We start from the raw sequence: 16,825 nt of genomic DNA on the forward strand, positions 1-16,825 counted from the left end.
GGGGTGCGGCTCGCCCGCTGGGACGGCGGGTCAGAGGTGGGAACGGGGTGCGGGCCGGGGTGCGGATGGGGTGCGGGCCAGATGCGCCGCTGCTGTCCGGGGAGGTCGGCGCATCCGGCGACCGAGCGGCTACTTGACGGCGACGGGGTTGACGGGGGAGCCGACGGCCCCGGTGATGGGCAGCGGCGCGGCGGTCAGCCAGAACTCGTGCACGCCGTCCGCCGCACAGTCCTCGGCGAGCGCCTCCAGGTCCCACATCTCGCCGATCAGCAGCCCCATGTTGGGGATGACGACCTGGTGCAGCGGCTGGAAGGCGTTCTCGAATTCATTGGGCCGCACCTCGAAACCCCAGGTGTCGGTGGCGACCGCGGCGATCTCGGTACGGTGCAGCCAGCCGGCCGTGGTGAACGACAGCCCCGGCGCGCGCCCACCCGCGTACTCGCCCCACCCGTCACGGCGCACGCGGGCCAGCTGCCCGGTCCGTACGACGACGATGTCACCGCGCCCGACGGTCACGCCGTGCGCCTCGGCGGTCGCGGCGAGATGCTCCTCGGTGATCGCGAACCCGTCGGGCAGCTCGCCGCCCTCGCCGACGACCCGGCCCACGTCCAGCAGCACGCCACGCCCGGCGACATACGGCGCCATGTGCTCGATGCCGGTGACGAGGTCGCCGTCGGAGGTGACCACCTTCTCGGCCGGCCGCCCGTTCCAGGCGTTGCCATGGTCGAAGATGTGCCCGAGCCCGTCCCACTGCGTGGAGCACTGCAGAGGCATCGCGATCACGTCGTCGGCGCCGCCGATGCCGTGCGGGAAGCCCTGGTTGCCGAGGGCCGCGTCGGTGCCGGTGTCGAGCATCGTGTGCACGGGGTTGGTGCGCCGGCGCCAGCCCTTCTGCGGCCCGTTCATGTCGAACCGCTGCGACAGCGAGAAGCTCACACCCCGCCGTACCAGCGCGGCGCCCTCCCGGCGCTTGGCCTCGTCGAGGAAGTTGAGGGTGCCGAGCACGTCGTCCTCGCCCCAGCGCCCCCAGTTGGAGTACGCCTTGGCGGCCTCGGCTATCGCGCCCTCGGGGTCGTGCCGGTCCAGGCTCATGACGTCTCCTCCACGCACCGCGTGCGCTGCACGCCCAGACCGGTGATCGAGCCCTCCATGACGTCGCCGTCGCGCAGCAGCCGTCCCCAGTGGATGCCGTTGCCGGCCGGGCTGCCGGTCAACACGAGGTCTCCCGGCAGGAGTCGGGCGGTCTGCGAGATGTACGACACCAGCCGCGCGATGCCGAAGAGCATGTCCTTGGTGGACTCGTCCTGCATGGTGTCGCCGTTGAGCCTGAGGGTGACCCGCAGATCACCGGGGTCGGCGATCGACTCGGCCGGCACCAGCCACGGACCGAGCGGGGTGAAGCCCGGCGCGTTCTTGCAGCGCAGCCAGTCGGTGCCGATGGCCTTCATGTCCCGGCGGAAGACGGTGGCGCGATCGGTGAGGTCGTTGGCGATCGTGTACCCGGCGACGTACGCCATGGCCTCCTCGACGGAGACCCGGTAGGCGGGCCTGGCGATGACAACCGCCAACTCCAGCTCCCAGTCCGGCTGTTCGGCCCAGGAGGGGAGCACGACGTCGTCGTACGGACCCGTGATGGTGGTGGGCAGCCCGATGAACACGTACGGCAGGTCCTCGGCGGCCCGTCGGTCCATGACCGCGGCGATCTCGGCCCGCGCCTCCTCCACCGTGCGCGGGTCGTCGGGGGAGCGGTGGGCGACCTCCAGGTCGATCACGTGCTGCCGGTAGTTGGCGCCGGACTGGAAGATCTGCCGGGGCTCGACGGGGGCGTGCACCCGCAGCCCCTCCAGCGCCTGCCACTCCTGGGCGTCGTCGTCCGCGAGGGCGCGCAGCAGGGGGAGCGTCTCCTCCCACCGTTCCAGTACGGCACGTACGTCGGAGGGCGCCGAGTCCAGGGCGCCGCCCAGGTCGAGCACCCGGCCCTTGGCCAGGAGACCGGGGAACGGCTCCCCGTCCGGCGTGGAGAACATGCCGAGCGCGAACGGGCCGGCAGGTTGCGCGAGCGTTGCCATCAGATTTCCTCCTGCTGGGTTGCGGTCTACTGTGGGCCCGATCGATGAATCATGGAAATCAATCTTTTGGATGAGCCATATCCACAACATGGATGGCTCCGGCTGCCAGGTGGTGCCCGGTGAACCTGTCCCGACTCGACCTCAACCTGGTCGTCGCCCTGCGCGCGCTACTGGAGGAGCGCAACGTCACCAGAGCCGGCGAGCGCATCGGACTGAGCCAGCCGGCGATGAGCGCGGCGCTGTCCCGGCTGCGCCGCCATTTCGACGACGAATTGCTCGCCCGGACCGGGAACTCCTACGAACTGACGCCGCTCGGCGCCGCGTTGCGGGACCGCAGCGCCACCGCGTGCGACCTGCTGGAGCGCGTCTTCGCCAGCCAGGCCGAGTTCGACCCGACCGCCGAGGCCCGCGAGTTCACGCTGCTCGCCTCGGACTACGGCGCGGCCGTGTTCGGCGCCGCGCTCGCCCGCGCCGTGCACCACGAGGCGCCCGGCATCCGGCTCACCTTCCAGCACCCGGCGCCCTCCGTCCAGGAGAACACCGGGGCGCTGCTGAGCACCGTCGACGGACTGCTGATGCCGCACGGCGTCATCGACGGCTTCCCCGCCGTCGACCTCTACCAGGACCGCTGGCTGTGCATGATCGCCGACGACCACCCCGAGGTGGGTGACGCACTCACCCTCGACCACCTGGCCCGCCTGCCCTGGGCCGTCTACCAGCGGCCCTACGACGCCCCGGCCGCCCGCCAGTTGAGCATGCTCGGCATCAGCCCTCATGTGGAGGTCTCCGTCCAGACCTTCCAGCTGCTGCCGCACATGATCGAGGGCACCCGCAGGGTCGCGATGATCCAGGAACGGCTGGCCCGCAGGGCGGTGCGCTCGGCAGGGGTACGGGTTCTGCCCTGTCCCTTCGAGGCCGTACCGGTGCAGGTGGCGCTGTGGTGGCATCCGCTGCACGCGCAGGACGCGGCACATATCTGGCTGCGGCAGAAGGCGGCGGAGGTGGGGGCGACGCTGACGGAGGGGAGCTGAGGTCGACCTTGACCTCCTGTGAGTGCCACGATCAGCCGCCCTTGGGCTGCGGCCGCGTGGTGGCTGGTCGCGCCCACGCGGCGGAGCCGCATATCGATACCGCCCGCGCCCCTTGGGGGTTGTCGGACCGTCAGACCAATTGTTCCGGCAATGGCCGCGGATCAACGGCCGTCGACCGACGCCTCGCGGCCGCCCACAACCCCGCCGCCACCAACGCCGCGGCCACCCCCAGCACCCCCACCGCTCCCGCGAGGCTCCCCACCGCCGACTCCCCGGCGAGCAGCACCAGCGGGCAGACGAACTCGCCGCCGAAGAAGGCGGCCATCCACAGTCCCGTGCCGCGGCCGCGGTCCTCGAAGGCCAGCCGGGACATGGCACTGGTGAGGAGGGCCGGCAGCAGCATCCCCGTACCCAGGCAGTTGATCACCGCTCCGACGACCAGCAGCGGCGCGTCGCCCGCCAGGAACATCACCCCGAAACCGGCGGCGCAGACCGCGAAGACGGCGGGCAGCATGGGATCGGGGGCCCGCTTCAGCCGGGCGAACGTGATCGCGCCGCCCACGGTCGCGGCACTCGCGATCGCGGTGGCCAGGCCGATCACACCGGAGCTTTCCACGCCGAGGTCGTCGAGCAGGTACGCCATCTCCACCGGGACGGTGTAGAAGACCATCGCGCCGAAGAAGGTGAGGGCGCAGATGCCCGCCAGCTGTCGCCGGGGGAAGGGTCGGCGGACCTCGGGGCTCGTGGCCCCGGCCGGGGTCTCGTCAGCGGTCGCGCGGACCGCCGGGCTGGGCAGGGCGGACGCCATCAGCGGGGCGAGGACCAGGCTCACGGCGTAGACCCAGAAGGGCATCTTCCAGGCCGCCGCGCCCACGGCACCGCCGAGCACGAAGAAGACGGTGGCCGACGCCGAGGCGCACATGGTCTGCAGCGCGAGGTACTTCACCCGTTGGTGACCGCTGTAGTAGTCGCCGATCAGGGTGGTGCAGCAGGTCATGATCGCGGCCTCGGCGACGCCGACCAGGGCGCGGCTCGCGATGATGGCGCCCAGCGAGTCCAGCCAGAGCGGTGCCGTGCCGAACACGGCGTACAGCACGGTCGTGACGATCAGCAGACGCTTGCGGCCCAGCCGGTCCACGATCACCCCGGCGAACGGGGCCAGCAGCGCCAGCGACAGCGCCGGAACGGTCAGCGCGAGCGGGACGAGCGCCTTGGCGCCCGGCGTCGAGGCGAAGTGGTCCTGCATCTTCGGCAGCACGGGGGCGATCAGCACCGCCCCCAGGATCGGCAGACAGCTGCCCGCCATCAGCAGGGTCACCCGCAACAGGTGGGCCGGGCCGGAGACGGGCACGGGCGACGCGGCGGCGTCCTCGACATCGGCCGTGGTGGGAGGCGGGGCGGAACCGGGCATGGCGACTCCAGGCAAGGGCGGAGGACAGGGGAGCGGGCATGCCTGTCACGGGCGCCCAGGGCGCACGGCATGCGGGGGAGGGCCGCACGTGGCGGCTGGTCCGGACAGCGGCGTGCGGGTAGGACGACTATGAGCCGTCAGGGTTCCTGCCGCCATCCTCCGGGCGATCCGAATCCCGTATCCGCCTCATCCATGCGATGGATGGGGCTGCCCGCCCGCGCCTGCCTCCGGCTGCTCACGGGTCAGTCGGCACGGGGGGCCCGTGGCTTGTGGAGGACGGGACCAGGACGGGACCGGCCCCGGACAGCGTCATGGCCAGGGGCTTGAGGACGTTGCCGGCGAGGCCGGTCCGCCAGGGGCTCCCGACGCCGGAAGGACTGGTGTCGGTATCGATATCGGTACATGTGTCGGTAGCGGTAGTGATCTGGGTGCCGGGGGTGCCGGGGGTGCGGTGGGGCAGCCGGCGCCCAGGAGCTTGACGGCCAGGTACGCCCTGGGTGAGGCGGCCAGTACGGCCGCGAGTCCGGCCACCAACCCCGTCGCCATCCCGCCCACGGTACGCAGCGCGTCCCTGGGCCCGGCAATGAGGGCACGGCGGGTCACCACCGCCCCGTCCGGCCCCGGCACGACGGTCAGCAGGCCGAGCACACCGATCGCGGCCGCGAGATGGGCCGGCATGCGGTGGAGTGCGGGGCGCCGGTCGGGCCCTCGGTGCTCAGCAGGACGACCACCGAGTACGCGTCGAGCCAAAGTGCCGTACGGCGCTCTGCAGAGCCCGGGCCGCTCAGCACCGCGCCACGTGACTTCTACCTGGTCCTCACCGAGGAGCACCCCGGCAATCCCAACCCGCGCCCGCCGAACTCGAACGGGAGGACCTGCTCGACGACCCCCTGCGCCTCAACCGGTCATGGAACCGGAGGGCGCAGCCGCCCGGCACTGGGCGACGACCCTGTGCCGCAATGCCGGCTTCGAACTCGACGTACGGTTCGAGACCACCGACCTGCTGCTCCACGTCCGCCTCATGGAGCAGAACCAGGCCGTCGCGCTCCTCTCCGACCTCGTCCGGAACGGGCAGTCCCCGGCGGTCGCTGTGCGGCAACTTCCGTGCGGCGGGCGCACCCGCCGTGTCTTCACCGTCGTACGCCGTGGCGGGGGCGGACACCCCGCCATCCTGGTCTGCCGGGACGCGTTCTACGGGGCGTTCCACGACTGACCACAGGGGCGTGCCGGGCCTGGATGCTTCCAGGCCCGGCATCGTGACTGCCCCTGAGGTCAGCTTCTCCTTGTCCTTGTCACCCGTGCTGCTTCTTCGAGTGGTCAGAGTGCTCGGAGTGCTTCGAGTGCTCAGAGTGCTTCGAGTGCTTGGGGTGGTCGGGCTTCTTGGGATGGGAGGGGTAGTGAGGCTTGGCCGGGAGCTTTGGCTTGGCGGGGATTGCGGGCTTGGCCGGGAGCTTTGGCTTCGCGGGGAGTGCGGGCTTGGCGGGGAGTGCGGGCTTGGCCGGGAGCTTTGGCTTCGCGGGGAGTGCGGGCTTGGCGGGGAGTGCGGGCTTGGCCGGGAGCTTTGGCTTCGCGGGGAGTGCGGGCTTGGCGGGGAGTGCGGGCTTGGCCGGGAGCTTTGGCTTCGCCGGGATTGCGGGCTTGGCCGGGAGCTTTGGCTTCGCCGGGATTGCGGGCTTCGCCGGGAGTGCGGGCTTCGCCGGGAGTGCGGGCTTCGCGGGGAGTGCGGGCTTGGCGGGGAGTGCGGGCTTGGCCGGGAGCTTCGGCTTGGCCGGGAGGGCCGGCTTCGCGGGGAGGGCCGGTTTGGCGGGGAGTGCGGGCTTGGCGGGGAGTGCGGGCTTGGCCGGGAGCTTCGGCTTGGCCGGGAGGGCCGGCTTCGCGGGGAGGGCCGGTTTGGCGGGGAGTGCGGGCTTGGCGGGGAGTGCGGGCTTGGCCGGGAGCTTCGGCTTGGCCGGGAGGGCCGGCTTCGCGGGGAGGGCCGGTTTGGCGGGGAGTGCGGGCTTGGCGGGGAGTGCGGGCTTGGCCGGGAGCTTCGGCTTGGCCGGGAGGGCCGGCTTCGCGGGGAGCGCGGGCTTGGCGGGGAGCGCGGGCTTGGCCGGGAGGGCCGGCTTCGCGGGGAGCGCAGGCTTGGCCGGGAGCTTCGGCTTGACCGGGTGGGCGGGCTTCGCCGGGAGCGCGGGCTTCGCGGGCAGTGCCGGCTTGGCCGGGAGCGCAGGCTTCGCCGGAAGCTCGGGCTTGACCGGGTGCACGGGGTGGTCGGGCTTGGTCGGAAGCTCGGGCTTGACCGGGTACACCGGCTTGACGGGGTGGTCGGGCTTGGCCGGGAGTTCGGGCTTGACCGGGTGTACCGGGTACACGGGCTTGACCGGGTGGGCAGGCTTCTCGGGCTTGACCGGGTGCACCGGGTGGGCGGGCTTCTCGTGCTTGGCCGGGTGGGCGGGCTTGATCGCGTGCACCGGGTGGTGGGCGGGCTTCGCCGGGTACGGCGGATGCGGGGTCTTGTGGTTGTCGTGGGCGTAGGCGGTTCCCGCGCTCGTCAGCGCGGCTGCGGCGAGCGCCGTAGCCATGGCGGCCGACGCCAGAACGGATCGCCATCTCGGCGATGTCGTCATCTTCTCCACTCTCCTCGACTTGGTTCAGGGCCTCGTGACGGCTGGTCAGCACCAAGAGCCGGACAGTGGATGGATAGGAAATCGGTAGATATGCATAACACTGCGACGGCCATTAGTCACCGGATGGTGTAGCGCGGCACACCAGTTGGCCCGTGCGATGGGCCAACTGCCGGGACCGGGACCGAGGCCCCCTTCATCAGGGACTAGGGACCAGGGACCAGGGACCAGGGACCGGGACCTGCGAGCCTCTTTGGTTCTGACGGACCGTCATGGGACCGATGTGCGAGGATCGCCCGGGTGAATGATCTACGTATCCGCCCGGCGACGGACGCCGATCCGCCGACCCTCGTCCGCCTCCGCGACGACGCGGCCCGCTGGATGGCGGCCTGGGGTATCACCGGTCAGTGGCGGCCGGGAGAACTGGCCGAGGACCATTTCCGCCAGGTCATGGAGCATGGTGAGGTCTGGCTCGCGGAGGCCGGCGGGCGTGTCGTCGGTGCCTGGGAGTTGTGGTGGGAGGATGAGGCCGCATGGGGCGCGCGGCCGCCCGTCGCCGGATACGTGCACCGGCTCATGGTCGACCGTTCCACCGCCGCCCCCGGGACGGGGCTGCGGCTGCTGAGGGCCGCGGAACGCCGAGTGGCTGAGGCGGGACGGACGTGCGTGCGCCTGGACTGCTTGGCCGGCAACGCACAGCTCAACGCCTACTACCGGGACGCCGGTTACCGCGTGGTGGGTCACAAGGAGGGCAAGCCGCAGCCGGGCGGGGCGCCCAAGTCCTTCACGCTGCTGGAGAAGGTACTCGGGTAGCTGTCAGGCGGCCGACCGTCGACGTGCTTCTTCATCGTGGACTCGGTGCGGACGAGCCGCTCGGCGATCTCCGCGTTCGTCCAGCCCCGGCCGATGGCGACCAAGACCTCTGGGCACCCTCGGCAGCGGCCCGGCCGCCGACGAGGAGGAACTGGAACTGGAACTGGTCGAGGTGACCGGCGATCCGCACCGGCTGAGGCAGGTCGCGGCCAACCTGCTGTCCAGCGCGCTGACGCACACCCCGCCCGGTACGCGGGTGGAGGTACGCGTGGGAACCGGGCCGGCCGGCCCCACCGCCGGACGCACGAACCGGCCCGGCCGGACGAGCCCCTCGCCACCGCTGCCCGAAGGGACGCGATCTGCCTGCTGGAGGTCACGGACCAGGGACCCGGCCTCTCCCGTAAGCGGCCGAGCGGGTCTTCGAACGCTTCCGCCGGGCCGACCCGTCCCGCTCCGCCGACCACGGCGGCTCCGGCCTCGGCCTCGCCATCGCGAGCGCGATCGCCCAGGGCCACGGCGGCCGACTGGAACCGGAGACGGTCACCGGGCAGGGAAGCGTCTTCCGGCTGGTGCCGCCGGCCTCGCACCGCTCGGCGTAGGGCTGTGACCTCGAAGATCTCGTGGCGGTACAGTCTGCGCAGGCCCGCCCGTCGTTTCCGACCCCCGATGTTCGAGGTTTCTCCGTGACCAAGCCCATGGCTCGCGTTCCCCAACGACGCAACGCGCGCTCCAACCGGGCGCGCATCCTGGCCACGGCACGCCAGGAGCTCGGCCGGAACCCGGACATCACACTGGAGGAACTGGCGCGGGCCTCCGGTGTCGTACGGCGCACCCTGTTCGGTCACTTCCCCGGGCGCGCGGCGCTGCTGGAGGCGCTCGCCGAGGAGGCTTCCGAATCCCTTCGGAGCGTGCTGGCGGCCGGGGCGACGCACTTCGGGCCGGGCGAGCCGGCCGAGCGGGCGCTCGCGTACTTCGTGTTCTCGATGTGGCCCGTGGGTGACCGCTACCGGTTGTTGCTGGCGCTGGCCCGCCGCGACCTGGGCACCGAACGCGTGGCTGAGATCCTGGCGCCGGCCCGCGCCGAGACCACGGCCATCCTGGACCGAGGCCAGCGGGACGGCGTCTTCCACTCGCACCTCCCCCCGGCCGTGCTGAGCGCCGGTCTGGAGGCGATGACGGTCGCCCTGCTGGAGGAGGTCAACACCGGGGCACTGGAGGACGACGGCACCCACACCGCCGTCGCCACGCTCATCGCGGCCGGCGTACCGGAGCAGAAGGCACGCGCCACGGTCGACGCCGTCGCCTCGACGATGGCCGCGCAGGCCACGGAGATCGCGGCCGACGACTGAGCGGGGATCAGCGGGTCCGGCGAAGTCGGCTGCGGTTCGGCAGCGCTCCAGAGGGATGCGGGGCGGTATCGATCTGGGGCTCAGCCGCGGGGCGCGACCAGCCACGACGGTGCCGCGGACGAACGACGGCACATCGCGGCCCGCGCCTGCACCGGCTGCCCGTGCCGACCCTGGTGCTGTGGGACGCGCCCGACAAGGTCAACCGGCCCAGCGGCGGGCGCATGCCGGCCGAGGCCATGCCCAACTTCGATCTCTGCGAGGTCGCCAACACGGTCCACTGGGTCCAGTTCGAATGCGCAAGGGTGAGCCCCGGCCGCATCGGCCGGGGCTCACCGCTGCTGTGCCGTCCCGGGGATCGTGGTCTGACCGCTGCCGGTGACCATGTTGACGTTCGGGGCGTTGAGATGGGCGTCGCCGTTGACCGGCGGGACGACGTACGGGCCGAGGGCGGCCGGGGTGAGGTCGACCAGGGTGCGGCCCAGGGGCCGTAGCACCTCGTCGTGGTGGCGGTGGGCGCCGGCCGATGTGGCGTCGAAGACGATGTCGACTTCGGCGAACTCACTCAGCCCGATCAGCCCCTCGACTCCCTCGTGGGTGGCGGCGACCTTCAGGCGGCGGGCGCGGGCCAGACCGTCGGAGTCCGGGTCGATCCCGGCCATCGCGGCGATCTCCAAGCTCTCGGACAGCCGCAGGACCTTGATCATGAGTTCGGTGCCGATGTTGCCGGAGCCGATGATGGCGACCTTGGTGCTCATGCCCGGTCTTTTTCCGTTGCCGTGTCCGTGGCGAAGCCGACCCGCACGGAGCCGAGGCCCGAGATGTGCGCCTCGAAGACGTCGCCGGGCGAGGCGGGGGCCATCGGGCCCAGGGCGCCGGTCAGGACGAGGTCGCCCGCCCGCAGTGGGTCCCCCCGCTCGGCCAGCGCCGAGGTCAGCCAGACCGCCGCGTTGAGCGGACTGCCGAGGCAGGCGGCGCCCGTCCCCTCCGAGACGGTCTCGCCGCCCCGGGTCATGGTCATCGTCACGGTGCGCAGGTCCACGGCCGTGAGCGGTACGGGGGTGGCGCCGAGGACGTAGAGACCGCAGGAGGCGTTGTCGGCGACGGTGTCGACGAGGGAGATGTCCCAGCCCGCGATACGGCTGTCCACGATCTCCAGTGCGGGCAGCGCGAAGTCGACCGCGCGCAGCACGTCGACGACCGTGCAGTCACGCTCCGGCAGATCGCGGCCGAGGACGAGCGCGACCTCCGCCTCCACCTTGGGCTGCAGCAGCCGCCGCACCGCCACCTCACCCCCGTCCGGCACCGCCATGTCCGCGAACAGCACGCCGAAGTCCGGCTGGTCCACGCCGAGTTGGCGCTGGACGGCCACGGAGGTCAGACCGATCTTGCGGCCCACGATCCGGCGACCGGTGTCCAGAGCGCGCCGGACGTTCAGCTGCTGCACGGCGTACGCGGCCTCCAGATCGCCGCCGCCGTCGATCAGATCACGCACGGGTGCGCAGGCTGCCCCGGTGCGGGTGGCCTCCGCCAGCAGGTCGGCGGCTTTGACCACCGTCGGTGGAACGGCGTCCGGACGGACGCCGTCGAGCGTGGTCGACATCGGGGATACCTCCAGGGGGAGCGGTGCGGGGGCGGCCCGCGGTGCCTCCGGTATAGACAGCGCCGTACCGTGGGGCAATGTTTGTTCCGTGACACGGAACAGCGCAGGCGGCAGCATGCTGGAGAAAGCCGCGGTCATCCTTGAATGCTTCAGCCCGAGTGGAGGTCCGTACCGCCTGTCGGAACTTTCCGAGCGCACCGGTCTGCCCAAGCCGACGGTGCACCGGCTGGCCGCGGACCTGGTCCGGCTGGGCTGGCTGGAGCGGTCGGGGCCGCAATACCGGCTCGGCGCGAAGCTGTTCGAGCTCGGCTCGCTGGTTCCGCACCGGCTCGATCTGCGGGAGACGGCGCTGCCGTTCCTGCAGGACTTGTTCGAGGCCACCCGAGAGACGGTCCATCTCGGTGTCCGGGAGGGCGCGGAGGTGGTCTACCTCGAACGCATCCACGGCCACGAGGCCCTGCGGCTGCCCTCCCGCATCGGCGGCAGCCTGCCGCTGACCTGCACCGGTGTGGGCAAGGCCCTGCTGGCCTTCTCCGGCGCCGAGTTGATGGAGGAGGTGCTGTCCCGGCCGCTGCCGAGCCTCACCCCGTACTCGATCACCGACCCGGCCCGCCTGCGCATGGCCCTGGAGAAGGTCCAGGTGTCGGGCCTCGCCTACGAGGAGCAGGAGGCCGCGCCGGGCGTGAGCTGCATCGCGGCCCCCGTCTTCGCCGGCGGCACCGCGGTGGCCGCCCTTTCCGTGGCCGTCCCCCGCTCACGTTTCAGCCCCGCCCAACTGGCCCCCGCCGTGCGCACCGCGGCGCTGGGGCTGTCGCGGGTGCTGCGGGGCGGCGGCTGACGCCCCGGGCGCACTCCCCAACGGCTCCTACCGGGTGACCGTCTGACGGGCGGGGCGGGGCTCGGTCGGGGTGAGGAGGTCGGAGTGCAGGGGATCGAGGCCGGTCGAGCACAGCTCGTCGCGGGTTCGTGAGCGCTGGATCTTGCCGCTGGTGGTTCGGGGCACGCTCATCGGCCCCACGATGACGACCTGGACGGCCAGCCGCAGTTCCTGGGCCAGGCGCCTCCTGATGAGGGCGGCTAGGGCTGCGGGAGTGCGGCCGTCGAGATGGACGGGGCGGATTTCCTGGACCAGGACGATCTGCTCGTGGCCGGAGGCGTCGGGCAGGGCGAAGGCGGCGCAGGGGCCGGTCGCGGGGTCGGTGGTTTCGCTGACACGTTCGATGTCCTGGGGGAGGATGTTGCGGCCGTTGACGATGATCAGGTCCTTGGCGCGACCGGTGACGTAGAGCTCGCCGTCCTGGAGGAAGCCGAGGTCTCCGGTGCGCAGATACGGGCCGTCGCCGTCGGCGGTGACGGCGGCGAAGTGGTCGGCGGTGCCCTGCGGGTCGTTGAGGTAGCCGTCGGCGACGCTGTCGCCGCACACCCAGATCTCGCCTACCCGCCCGTCCTCCAGCGGACTTGAGGTCGCGGAGTCGACGATCCGGACGACGGCACCGGCGGGACGGCCACAGCCGACCAGGTCGACCCCGTCCGGGGCCGGCACGGCCTGGCCGGCCTCCAGCGCGTCCCGGTCGAAGCGCCCCACGGTCGGGCCGGTCCCGCAGGACGTGCCGGTCACCATGAGGGTGGCCTCGGCCAGGCCGTAGCTGGGCGCCCAGATGTCCGGGCGGAAGCCGATCGGGGCGAGTCGGCGGGCGACCGCGCTCAGGACCTCGGCGTGGACGGGCTCGGCGCCGCTCAGCGCGAAGCGGAGGCAGTCCAGGCTCAAGTGCCGGTCGTCGTCCGTGAGTTGACCGTCCCTGAGGCTCCTCAGCAGCCAGTCGTAGCCGAAATTCGGGGCGAACGTGTAGAAGGCCCGGTACCGGCTGATCATCTGGAGCCACAGCAGCGGATGGGCGATGAAGGACACCGGGGAGCAGAAGACGAGGTTGCCACAGCTCGCGAGCGGGCTGAGCAGCATGCCGACCAGACCCATGTCGTGGTAGTGCGGGAGCCAACCGGCGCCGGTCGGAGACGGATCGTGGCGCAGCTCGTCCAGGACTTCCTCGGGGAGGAGTTTCTCCCTGATCGACAGCAGGTTGTGCAGCAGGTTCCGGTGGGTGATGACGACACCGCGCGGCTCGCTCGTCGACCCGGAGGTGTACTGGATGTAGGCGGTCGCGGAGAGCTCCAGGGCGACGGGGGACCAGGTGCCGGGGTGCGGCAATACGGTCCCGTCAGTCCCGTGAGTCCCGTCGCTCCCGTCCGTCCTGTGGGTCCCGTCGGTCGCGACGCACTCGGCCCGCGAGGCCACGCCCGGTCCCGCCAGCCAGGAGGCGAGCACCGGCTGGTGCGCGGCGTCGCTGAGGACCAGCCCGACGTCCGCGTCGCGGATGATGCCCTCGGCGCGTTCCAGGGCCCGGCGGTCGGTGGCCGGCAGCGGGGCGGGGATCGCGACCCGCCCGGCGTACAGGCAGCCGAGGAAGACCGCCAAGAACTCCAGGCCCGCCGGATACATCAGCAGCACGCGCGCGCCGGGAGGCGTCCGGTCGGCCAGCCACGCCCCCACCGCTCGGGCCCGGGCGTCGAGTTGGGCGTACCCGAGCCGCTCCACCTCGACCAGCTCGCCCCGGACGCTGTCCACCCGCGCGTACCAGCGGGTGTCCCCGAGGAGCCACATCTTCTCGCGCAGGAACCGGACGAGTTCACTCACCGCCGGCTCCGATCCGGCCGGCCAGGGCCTCCTCCACATAGCCGACCACGGCACCGACCGTGTGCAGCTCCCAGGCGACCTCGTCGGGGATGCGCACGCCGAACCGCTCCTCGGCGACGACGGTCATCCGTACCAGGACGAGCGAGTCGAGGGCGAGGTCCGCGATGAACGCGGTCTGTTCGTCGACGTGTTCGGGGTCGACGTCGCCGAACTCGGCGAGCATGGCCTTCAGTTCGGCGAGGATCTCGGCGCGGTTCACCGAACGGCCCCCTTCTGGGGCTTCTGCAGCTTCGGCAACTTGTGCGGCTTCTGGGACTTACGCGGCTTCTGAACCTTCTGAACCTTCCGCGGCAGGTCCCAGGCGACGGGCAGGGCACTGAGCCCGCGCTCGAACATGCTGGGCCGCCACCGTGGCGTGCCGTCCAGCCGCAGGCCGGGCAGCCGGCGCAGGACGGTGGTGACGGCGGCCTCGGCTGTCATCCGGCCGATGTGGGCGCCCAGGCAGTAGTGGGCGCCGTGCCCGAACGCCAGATGGCCGGGGGTGGGCCGGTGCAGGTCGAGCCGGTCGGGGTCGGGGAAGCGGGCGGGGTCCCGGTTGGCCGCGCCGAGGCACAGGAACAGGGACTCGTTCGCCGGGACGGTCACGTCGCCGAACTCGACGGGTTCGAGGGTGCCCCGCCAGCTGGTGAAGGGCAACGGGCTCTCGTAGCGGAGGAGTTCGCCGATGCCGGTCTCCAGCAGGGCCGGGTCGCCGCGGAGTTCGGCGAGCTGGCCGGGATGGGTGAGCAGGGCGTGCAGGCTGTTGCCGACGCTGTTGATACTGGGGTCCTGGCCCGCCACCAGCATCATCATGACCTGGCCGTGCAGTTCGTCCTCGCCGATCAGACCGTCCTCGTCGCGGGCCCGGACCAGCAGCGAGATCAGGTCGTCGCCGGGGGCGCGGCGCTTCTCGGCGACGGCCCTGCGGACGAACCCGTCGATCTCGTGGGCGAGGGCCGCCACGTAAGGGACGTCGTTGTTCCATTCGGCGGTACGCCAGATCATCGCCCGCAGATGGTTCATCCGGGGCGGGGTGGCGCCGAGGACGGAGAACAGGACGTTGCCGCCGAGCGGGTAGGCGACGGCCGCCATGAGGTCGGCGCGGCCCCGGTCCACGATCTGGTCGATCCGGGTGTCGACGACGCGCTGCACCCGGGAGCGCCACTGTTCCTGGCGTGCGGGCGTGAAGAACGGCCGCATGATCGCGCGCAGTTCGGCATGGCGCGGGTCGTCGCTGTCCAGCAGGTGGGTGAAGAGCCGCTCCCGCAGCTCGGACGGCCAGTGCCGCAGCCACATACGGCCGGCGGTGACGCGTTTGCTGTCGCAGCTCACCCGCGGGTCGGTGTGGGCCCGGCGGACGCCGTCGTAGCGGGTCAGCAGCCAGCCCGGACCGTCCGGCGACATGACGCGGCTCACCGGCCGGTGCTCGCGCAGCCAGTGCAGCGTCGGGTACGGGTCGTGCTGGAACGCCTCGGTGAACGGGGCCGGCAGCCCGCCCGGCAGCTCCTCGGGCGGCCAGCCGGGCGGGTACTCCCGGACCGCCTCGACCCGGGGCCTGCGCCGCGCCGGGACATAGGGGGCGGCGCCGTCGGACGGCGCGGGCGGGGACTGTGCCACGGACACGCCCTGGAGGCGACTGGTGCGCAGCATCGGATAGTTGAGCTCGCCGAACCGGTCGCCGCTCAGCCCCGGGCCGCCATGATTGGACAGGTATGGAACGCCCGCCAGGTGCGAGTCGTTCACCCGGAGCTGGCCGCAGGAGCGGACGTCCCGGACGAACCGGTCGATGACCTCCGGGTCCTGGGCCCACAGGGAGTTGCGCAGGCCGTAGGGGCCCGCGGCGACGAACGACACCGTCTCGGCGAGGAGTTCGTCGTCACCGGCGGGCTCGGGCACGACGACGGTCAGCATCGGGAAGAACGTCTCGTGCCGGACCGACCGCAGCTCCCGCGCCCGGGCGAGCCCGTCGACCCGGATGAGCGCCGGCTCCGCGAACACGGCGACGTCGCTCTCCCGGCCGCCCACGTCCAGGTGGCGCCCGCCGGTCAGCACCCGGGCGCCCGCCCGCCGGGCGTCGGCGAGCGCGGCGTCGTATCCGGCGGTGTTGGGTGTGGCGGCCAGCACCACTTCGGGATCGTCGGGGAAGCCGGGCCGCAACGCCCGCACGCGTGCGGCGAGTTGGTCGGTGAGCCGGTCGGCGATCTCCGGGTGGACGAGCGCGATGTTGGGCGCACAGCAGATCTGGCCGCTTCCGTGGTACGACTCCAGCAGCGCGTCCACGGCCTGGTCGAGGGGGGCGTCACGCCACACCACGACCATGTCGTTGCCGCCGAGTTCCAGGATCGGCTTCTTGCCCGCGACGAGGCAGGCCTTCTCGATCTGTTCGCCGCGGATCGAGTCGCCGAAGTACAGCACGTCGTCCACCTGCGGACTGTCCAGCCAGGCGTCCAGTGCCTGGGCCGGGTCGGTGCACAGTGCCGACAGGACACCGGGCGGGGCACCGGCGTCGCCGAGCGCCGGCACGGCGATCCGCTCCAGCAGATACATCGCCGCGATCGGCGCCTGCCGGGACAGCCGCACCACCAGCGCGTTGCCCGCCAGCACGGACTGGAAGGCCGCGCCGACGCTCAGCGCCGGGGTGTTCTGCGGCGGCTGCACGCAGACGACGCCGTCCGGCACCCGGCGCAGCGACACCGTCCGGCCACCGGTGGTGTGCCGTGTCTCCAGCTGCCGCAGACACCAGTCAGTGGTCTCGGGGTCGAAGAAGGTGACCAGGTCGGCGACCTCCATCCGGGCCAGCCGGACCGGGTGCCCTTCCTCGACCAGGAGGTCGGTCAGCGTGTCCGCGTGTTCTCGCAGCCGTGCCCGGAACGCCTCGGCGACGGCGGCGCGTCGGGGCCGCGGACTGCCGCCCCATTCGTCCGCGGCGTGCCGCGCGGTGCGCAGCGCGGTCTCCATGAGGTCGGGCCCGGCGACGGCGCAGCGGCCCAGGATCGTTTCCGGGTGGGCGTCGGGGCCCATGTGCCCGGCATTGAGTGCGTTGCGGTAGCAGGTGGCGCCGATGGGGTCGTCGATGAGCGCGCCGGCGCGGATCGCGTAGACCCACTCGGTCGGGCCGGGGGGCGTGGCGCCGCCGATGAGAGGGCCGAAGCTGAGAAAGCTGTCGGCGCGGTGCGCCGCCCGGGTCTCGGGTTCCTGACAGGTCACCATGACGG

General features: G+C 72.1%; 13 protein-coding genes and 4 pseudogenes. 7 read left to right on the forward strand and 10 right to left on the reverse strand.

The features are described from left to right. Positions 1 to 129 precede the first annotated feature (129 nt). Positions 130 to 1,092 carry a cyclase family protein gene (locus ACTMVF_RS13430; RefSeq protein WP_441271216.1) on the reverse strand — a complete coding sequence of 321 codons (963 nt, stop codon included), beginning with the start codon at positions 1,090 to 1,092 and terminating at the stop codon, positions 130 to 132. Then, complete coding sequence (locus ACTMVF_RS13435) at positions 1,089 to 2,069, reverse strand: fumarylacetoacetate hydrolase family protein (protein ID WP_441271217.1); 981 nt, start codon at positions 2,067 to 2,069, stop codon at positions 1,089 to 1,091. The genes ACTMVF_RS13430 and ACTMVF_RS13435 overlap by 4 nt, the downstream gene beginning before the upstream one ends. 119 nt (positions 2,070 to 2,188) lie before the next feature. Between ACTMVF_RS13435 and ACTMVF_RS13440 the strand changes: the two genes are divergently transcribed. After that, the gene (locus ACTMVF_RS13440; RefSeq protein WP_441271218.1) at positions 2,189 to 3,100 is read left to right on the forward strand and encodes a LysR family transcriptional regulator; all 912 of its coding nucleotides are present in this window, start codon (positions 2,189 to 2,191) and stop codon (positions 3,098 to 3,100) included. Between the two features lie 130 nt (positions 3,101 to 3,230). On the opposite strand, the gene ACTMVF_RS13445 is transcribed toward ACTMVF_RS13440, so the two are convergent. Then, positions 3,231 to 4,511, reverse strand: a complete 1,281-nt coding sequence (locus tag ACTMVF_RS13445) for an MFS transporter (RefSeq protein ID WP_441271219.1) — start codon at positions 4,509 to 4,511, stop codon at positions 3,231 to 3,233. A gap of 907 nt (positions 4,512 to 5,418) precedes the next feature. Here ACTMVF_RS13445 and ACTMVF_RS13450 point away from each other — a divergent pair. Further along, complete coding sequence (locus ACTMVF_RS13450; protein WP_441271220.1) at positions 5,419 to 5,724, forward strand: LysR substrate-binding domain-containing protein; 306 nt, start codon at positions 5,419 to 5,421, stop codon at positions 5,722 to 5,724. A gap of 79 nt (positions 5,725 to 5,803) precedes the next feature. On the opposite strand, the gene ACTMVF_RS13455 is transcribed toward ACTMVF_RS13450, so the two are convergent. Then, positions 5,804 to 7,120 (reverse strand): hypothetical protein, encoded by a 1,317-nt coding sequence (locus ACTMVF_RS13455; protein WP_441271221.1) that lies wholly within the window; start codon positions 7,118 to 7,120, stop codon positions 5,804 to 5,806. Positions 7,121 to 7,417: 297 nt separating this feature from the next. Between ACTMVF_RS13455 and ACTMVF_RS13460 the strand changes: the two genes are divergently transcribed. Beyond that, complete coding sequence (locus tag ACTMVF_RS13460; protein WP_441271222.1) at positions 7,418 to 7,930, forward strand: GNAT family N-acetyltransferase; 513 nt, start codon at positions 7,418 to 7,420, stop codon at positions 7,928 to 7,930. Between the two features lie 20 nt (positions 7,931 to 7,950). On the opposite strand, the pseudogene ACTMVF_RS13465 reads toward ACTMVF_RS13460, so the two are convergent. Continuing rightward, a pseudogene (locus ACTMVF_RS13465) lies at positions 7,951 to 8,040 on the reverse strand (DNA-binding response regulator); the annotation flags it as partial. Positions 8,041 to 8,400: 360 nt separating this feature from the next. Between ACTMVF_RS13465 and ACTMVF_RS13470 the strand changes: the two are divergent. From ACTMVF_RS13470 to ACTMVF_RS13480, 3 genes and pseudogenes are all read left to right on the forward strand, one after another. Then, positions 8,401 to 8,529 (forward strand): annotated as a pseudogene (locus tag ACTMVF_RS13470) (hypothetical protein); the annotation flags it as partial. Positions 8,530 to 8,613: 84 nt separating this feature from the next. Continuing rightward, positions 8,614 to 9,279, forward strand: a complete 666-nt coding sequence (locus ACTMVF_RS13475; RefSeq protein WP_441271223.1) for a TetR family transcriptional regulator — start codon at positions 8,614 to 8,616, stop codon at positions 9,277 to 9,279. A 134-nt stretch (positions 9,280 to 9,413) separates the two neighbouring features. Beyond that, positions 9,414 to 9,584, forward strand: a pseudogene (locus tag ACTMVF_RS13480) (alpha/beta fold hydrolase); the annotation flags it as partial. Between the two features lie 36 nt (positions 9,585 to 9,620). On the opposite strand, the pseudogene ACTMVF_RS13485 reads toward ACTMVF_RS13480, so the two are convergent. Together ACTMVF_RS13485 and mhpD are read right to left on the reverse strand one after the other, a co-directional pair. Next, positions 9,621 to 10,034: pseudogene (locus ACTMVF_RS13485) on the reverse strand (acetaldehyde dehydrogenase (acetylating)); the annotation flags it as partial. After that, positions 10,031 to 10,879, reverse strand: a complete 849-nt coding sequence (gene mhpD / locus ACTMVF_RS13490) for a 2-keto-4-pentenoate hydratase (RefSeq protein WP_441271224.1) — start codon at positions 10,877 to 10,879, stop codon at positions 10,031 to 10,033. The gene mhpD and the pseudogene ACTMVF_RS13485, both read right to left, overlap by 4 nt. Positions 10,880 to 10,994: 115 nt before the next feature. Between mhpD and ACTMVF_RS13495 the strand changes: the two genes are divergently transcribed. Beyond that, positions 10,995 to 11,717, forward strand: a complete 723-nt coding sequence (locus ACTMVF_RS13495) for an IclR family transcriptional regulator (protein ID WP_441271357.1) — start codon at positions 10,995 to 10,997, stop codon at positions 11,715 to 11,717. A gap of 27 nt (positions 11,718 to 11,744) precedes the next feature. Here the strand turns inward: ACTMVF_RS13495 and ACTMVF_RS13500 are convergent, their stop codons facing one another. Genes ACTMVF_RS13500 through ACTMVF_RS13510 form a run of 3 tightly spaced genes read right to left on the reverse strand, consistent with a single transcriptional unit; the run spans position 11,745 to position 16,820 of the window. Then, the gene (locus ACTMVF_RS13500) at positions 11,745 to 13,571 is read right to left on the reverse strand and encodes a fatty acyl-AMP ligase (RefSeq protein WP_441271225.1); all 1,827 of its coding nucleotides are present in this window, start codon (positions 13,569 to 13,571) and stop codon (positions 11,745 to 11,747) included. After that, a complete protein-coding gene (locus ACTMVF_RS13505; protein WP_301995776.1) occupies positions 13,564 to 13,830 on the reverse strand; it encodes an acyl carrier protein in 267 nt (88 codons plus the stop codon). Before ACTMVF_RS13505 ends, ACTMVF_RS13500 begins: the two co-directional genes overlap by 8 nt. Beyond that, entirely contained in the window at positions 13,827 to 16,820 is a 2,994-nt protein-coding gene (locus ACTMVF_RS13510; protein ID WP_441271226.1) for an aldehyde dehydrogenase family protein, read from the reverse strand. Before ACTMVF_RS13510 ends, ACTMVF_RS13505 begins: the two co-directional genes overlap by 4 nt. Positions 16,821 to 16,825: the final 5 nt, after the last annotated feature.

Source organism: Streptomyces sp. SD31, assembly GCF_052068475.1.
Classification (GTDB): Bacteria; Actinomycetota; Actinomycetes; order Streptomycetales; family Streptomycetaceae; genus Streptomyces.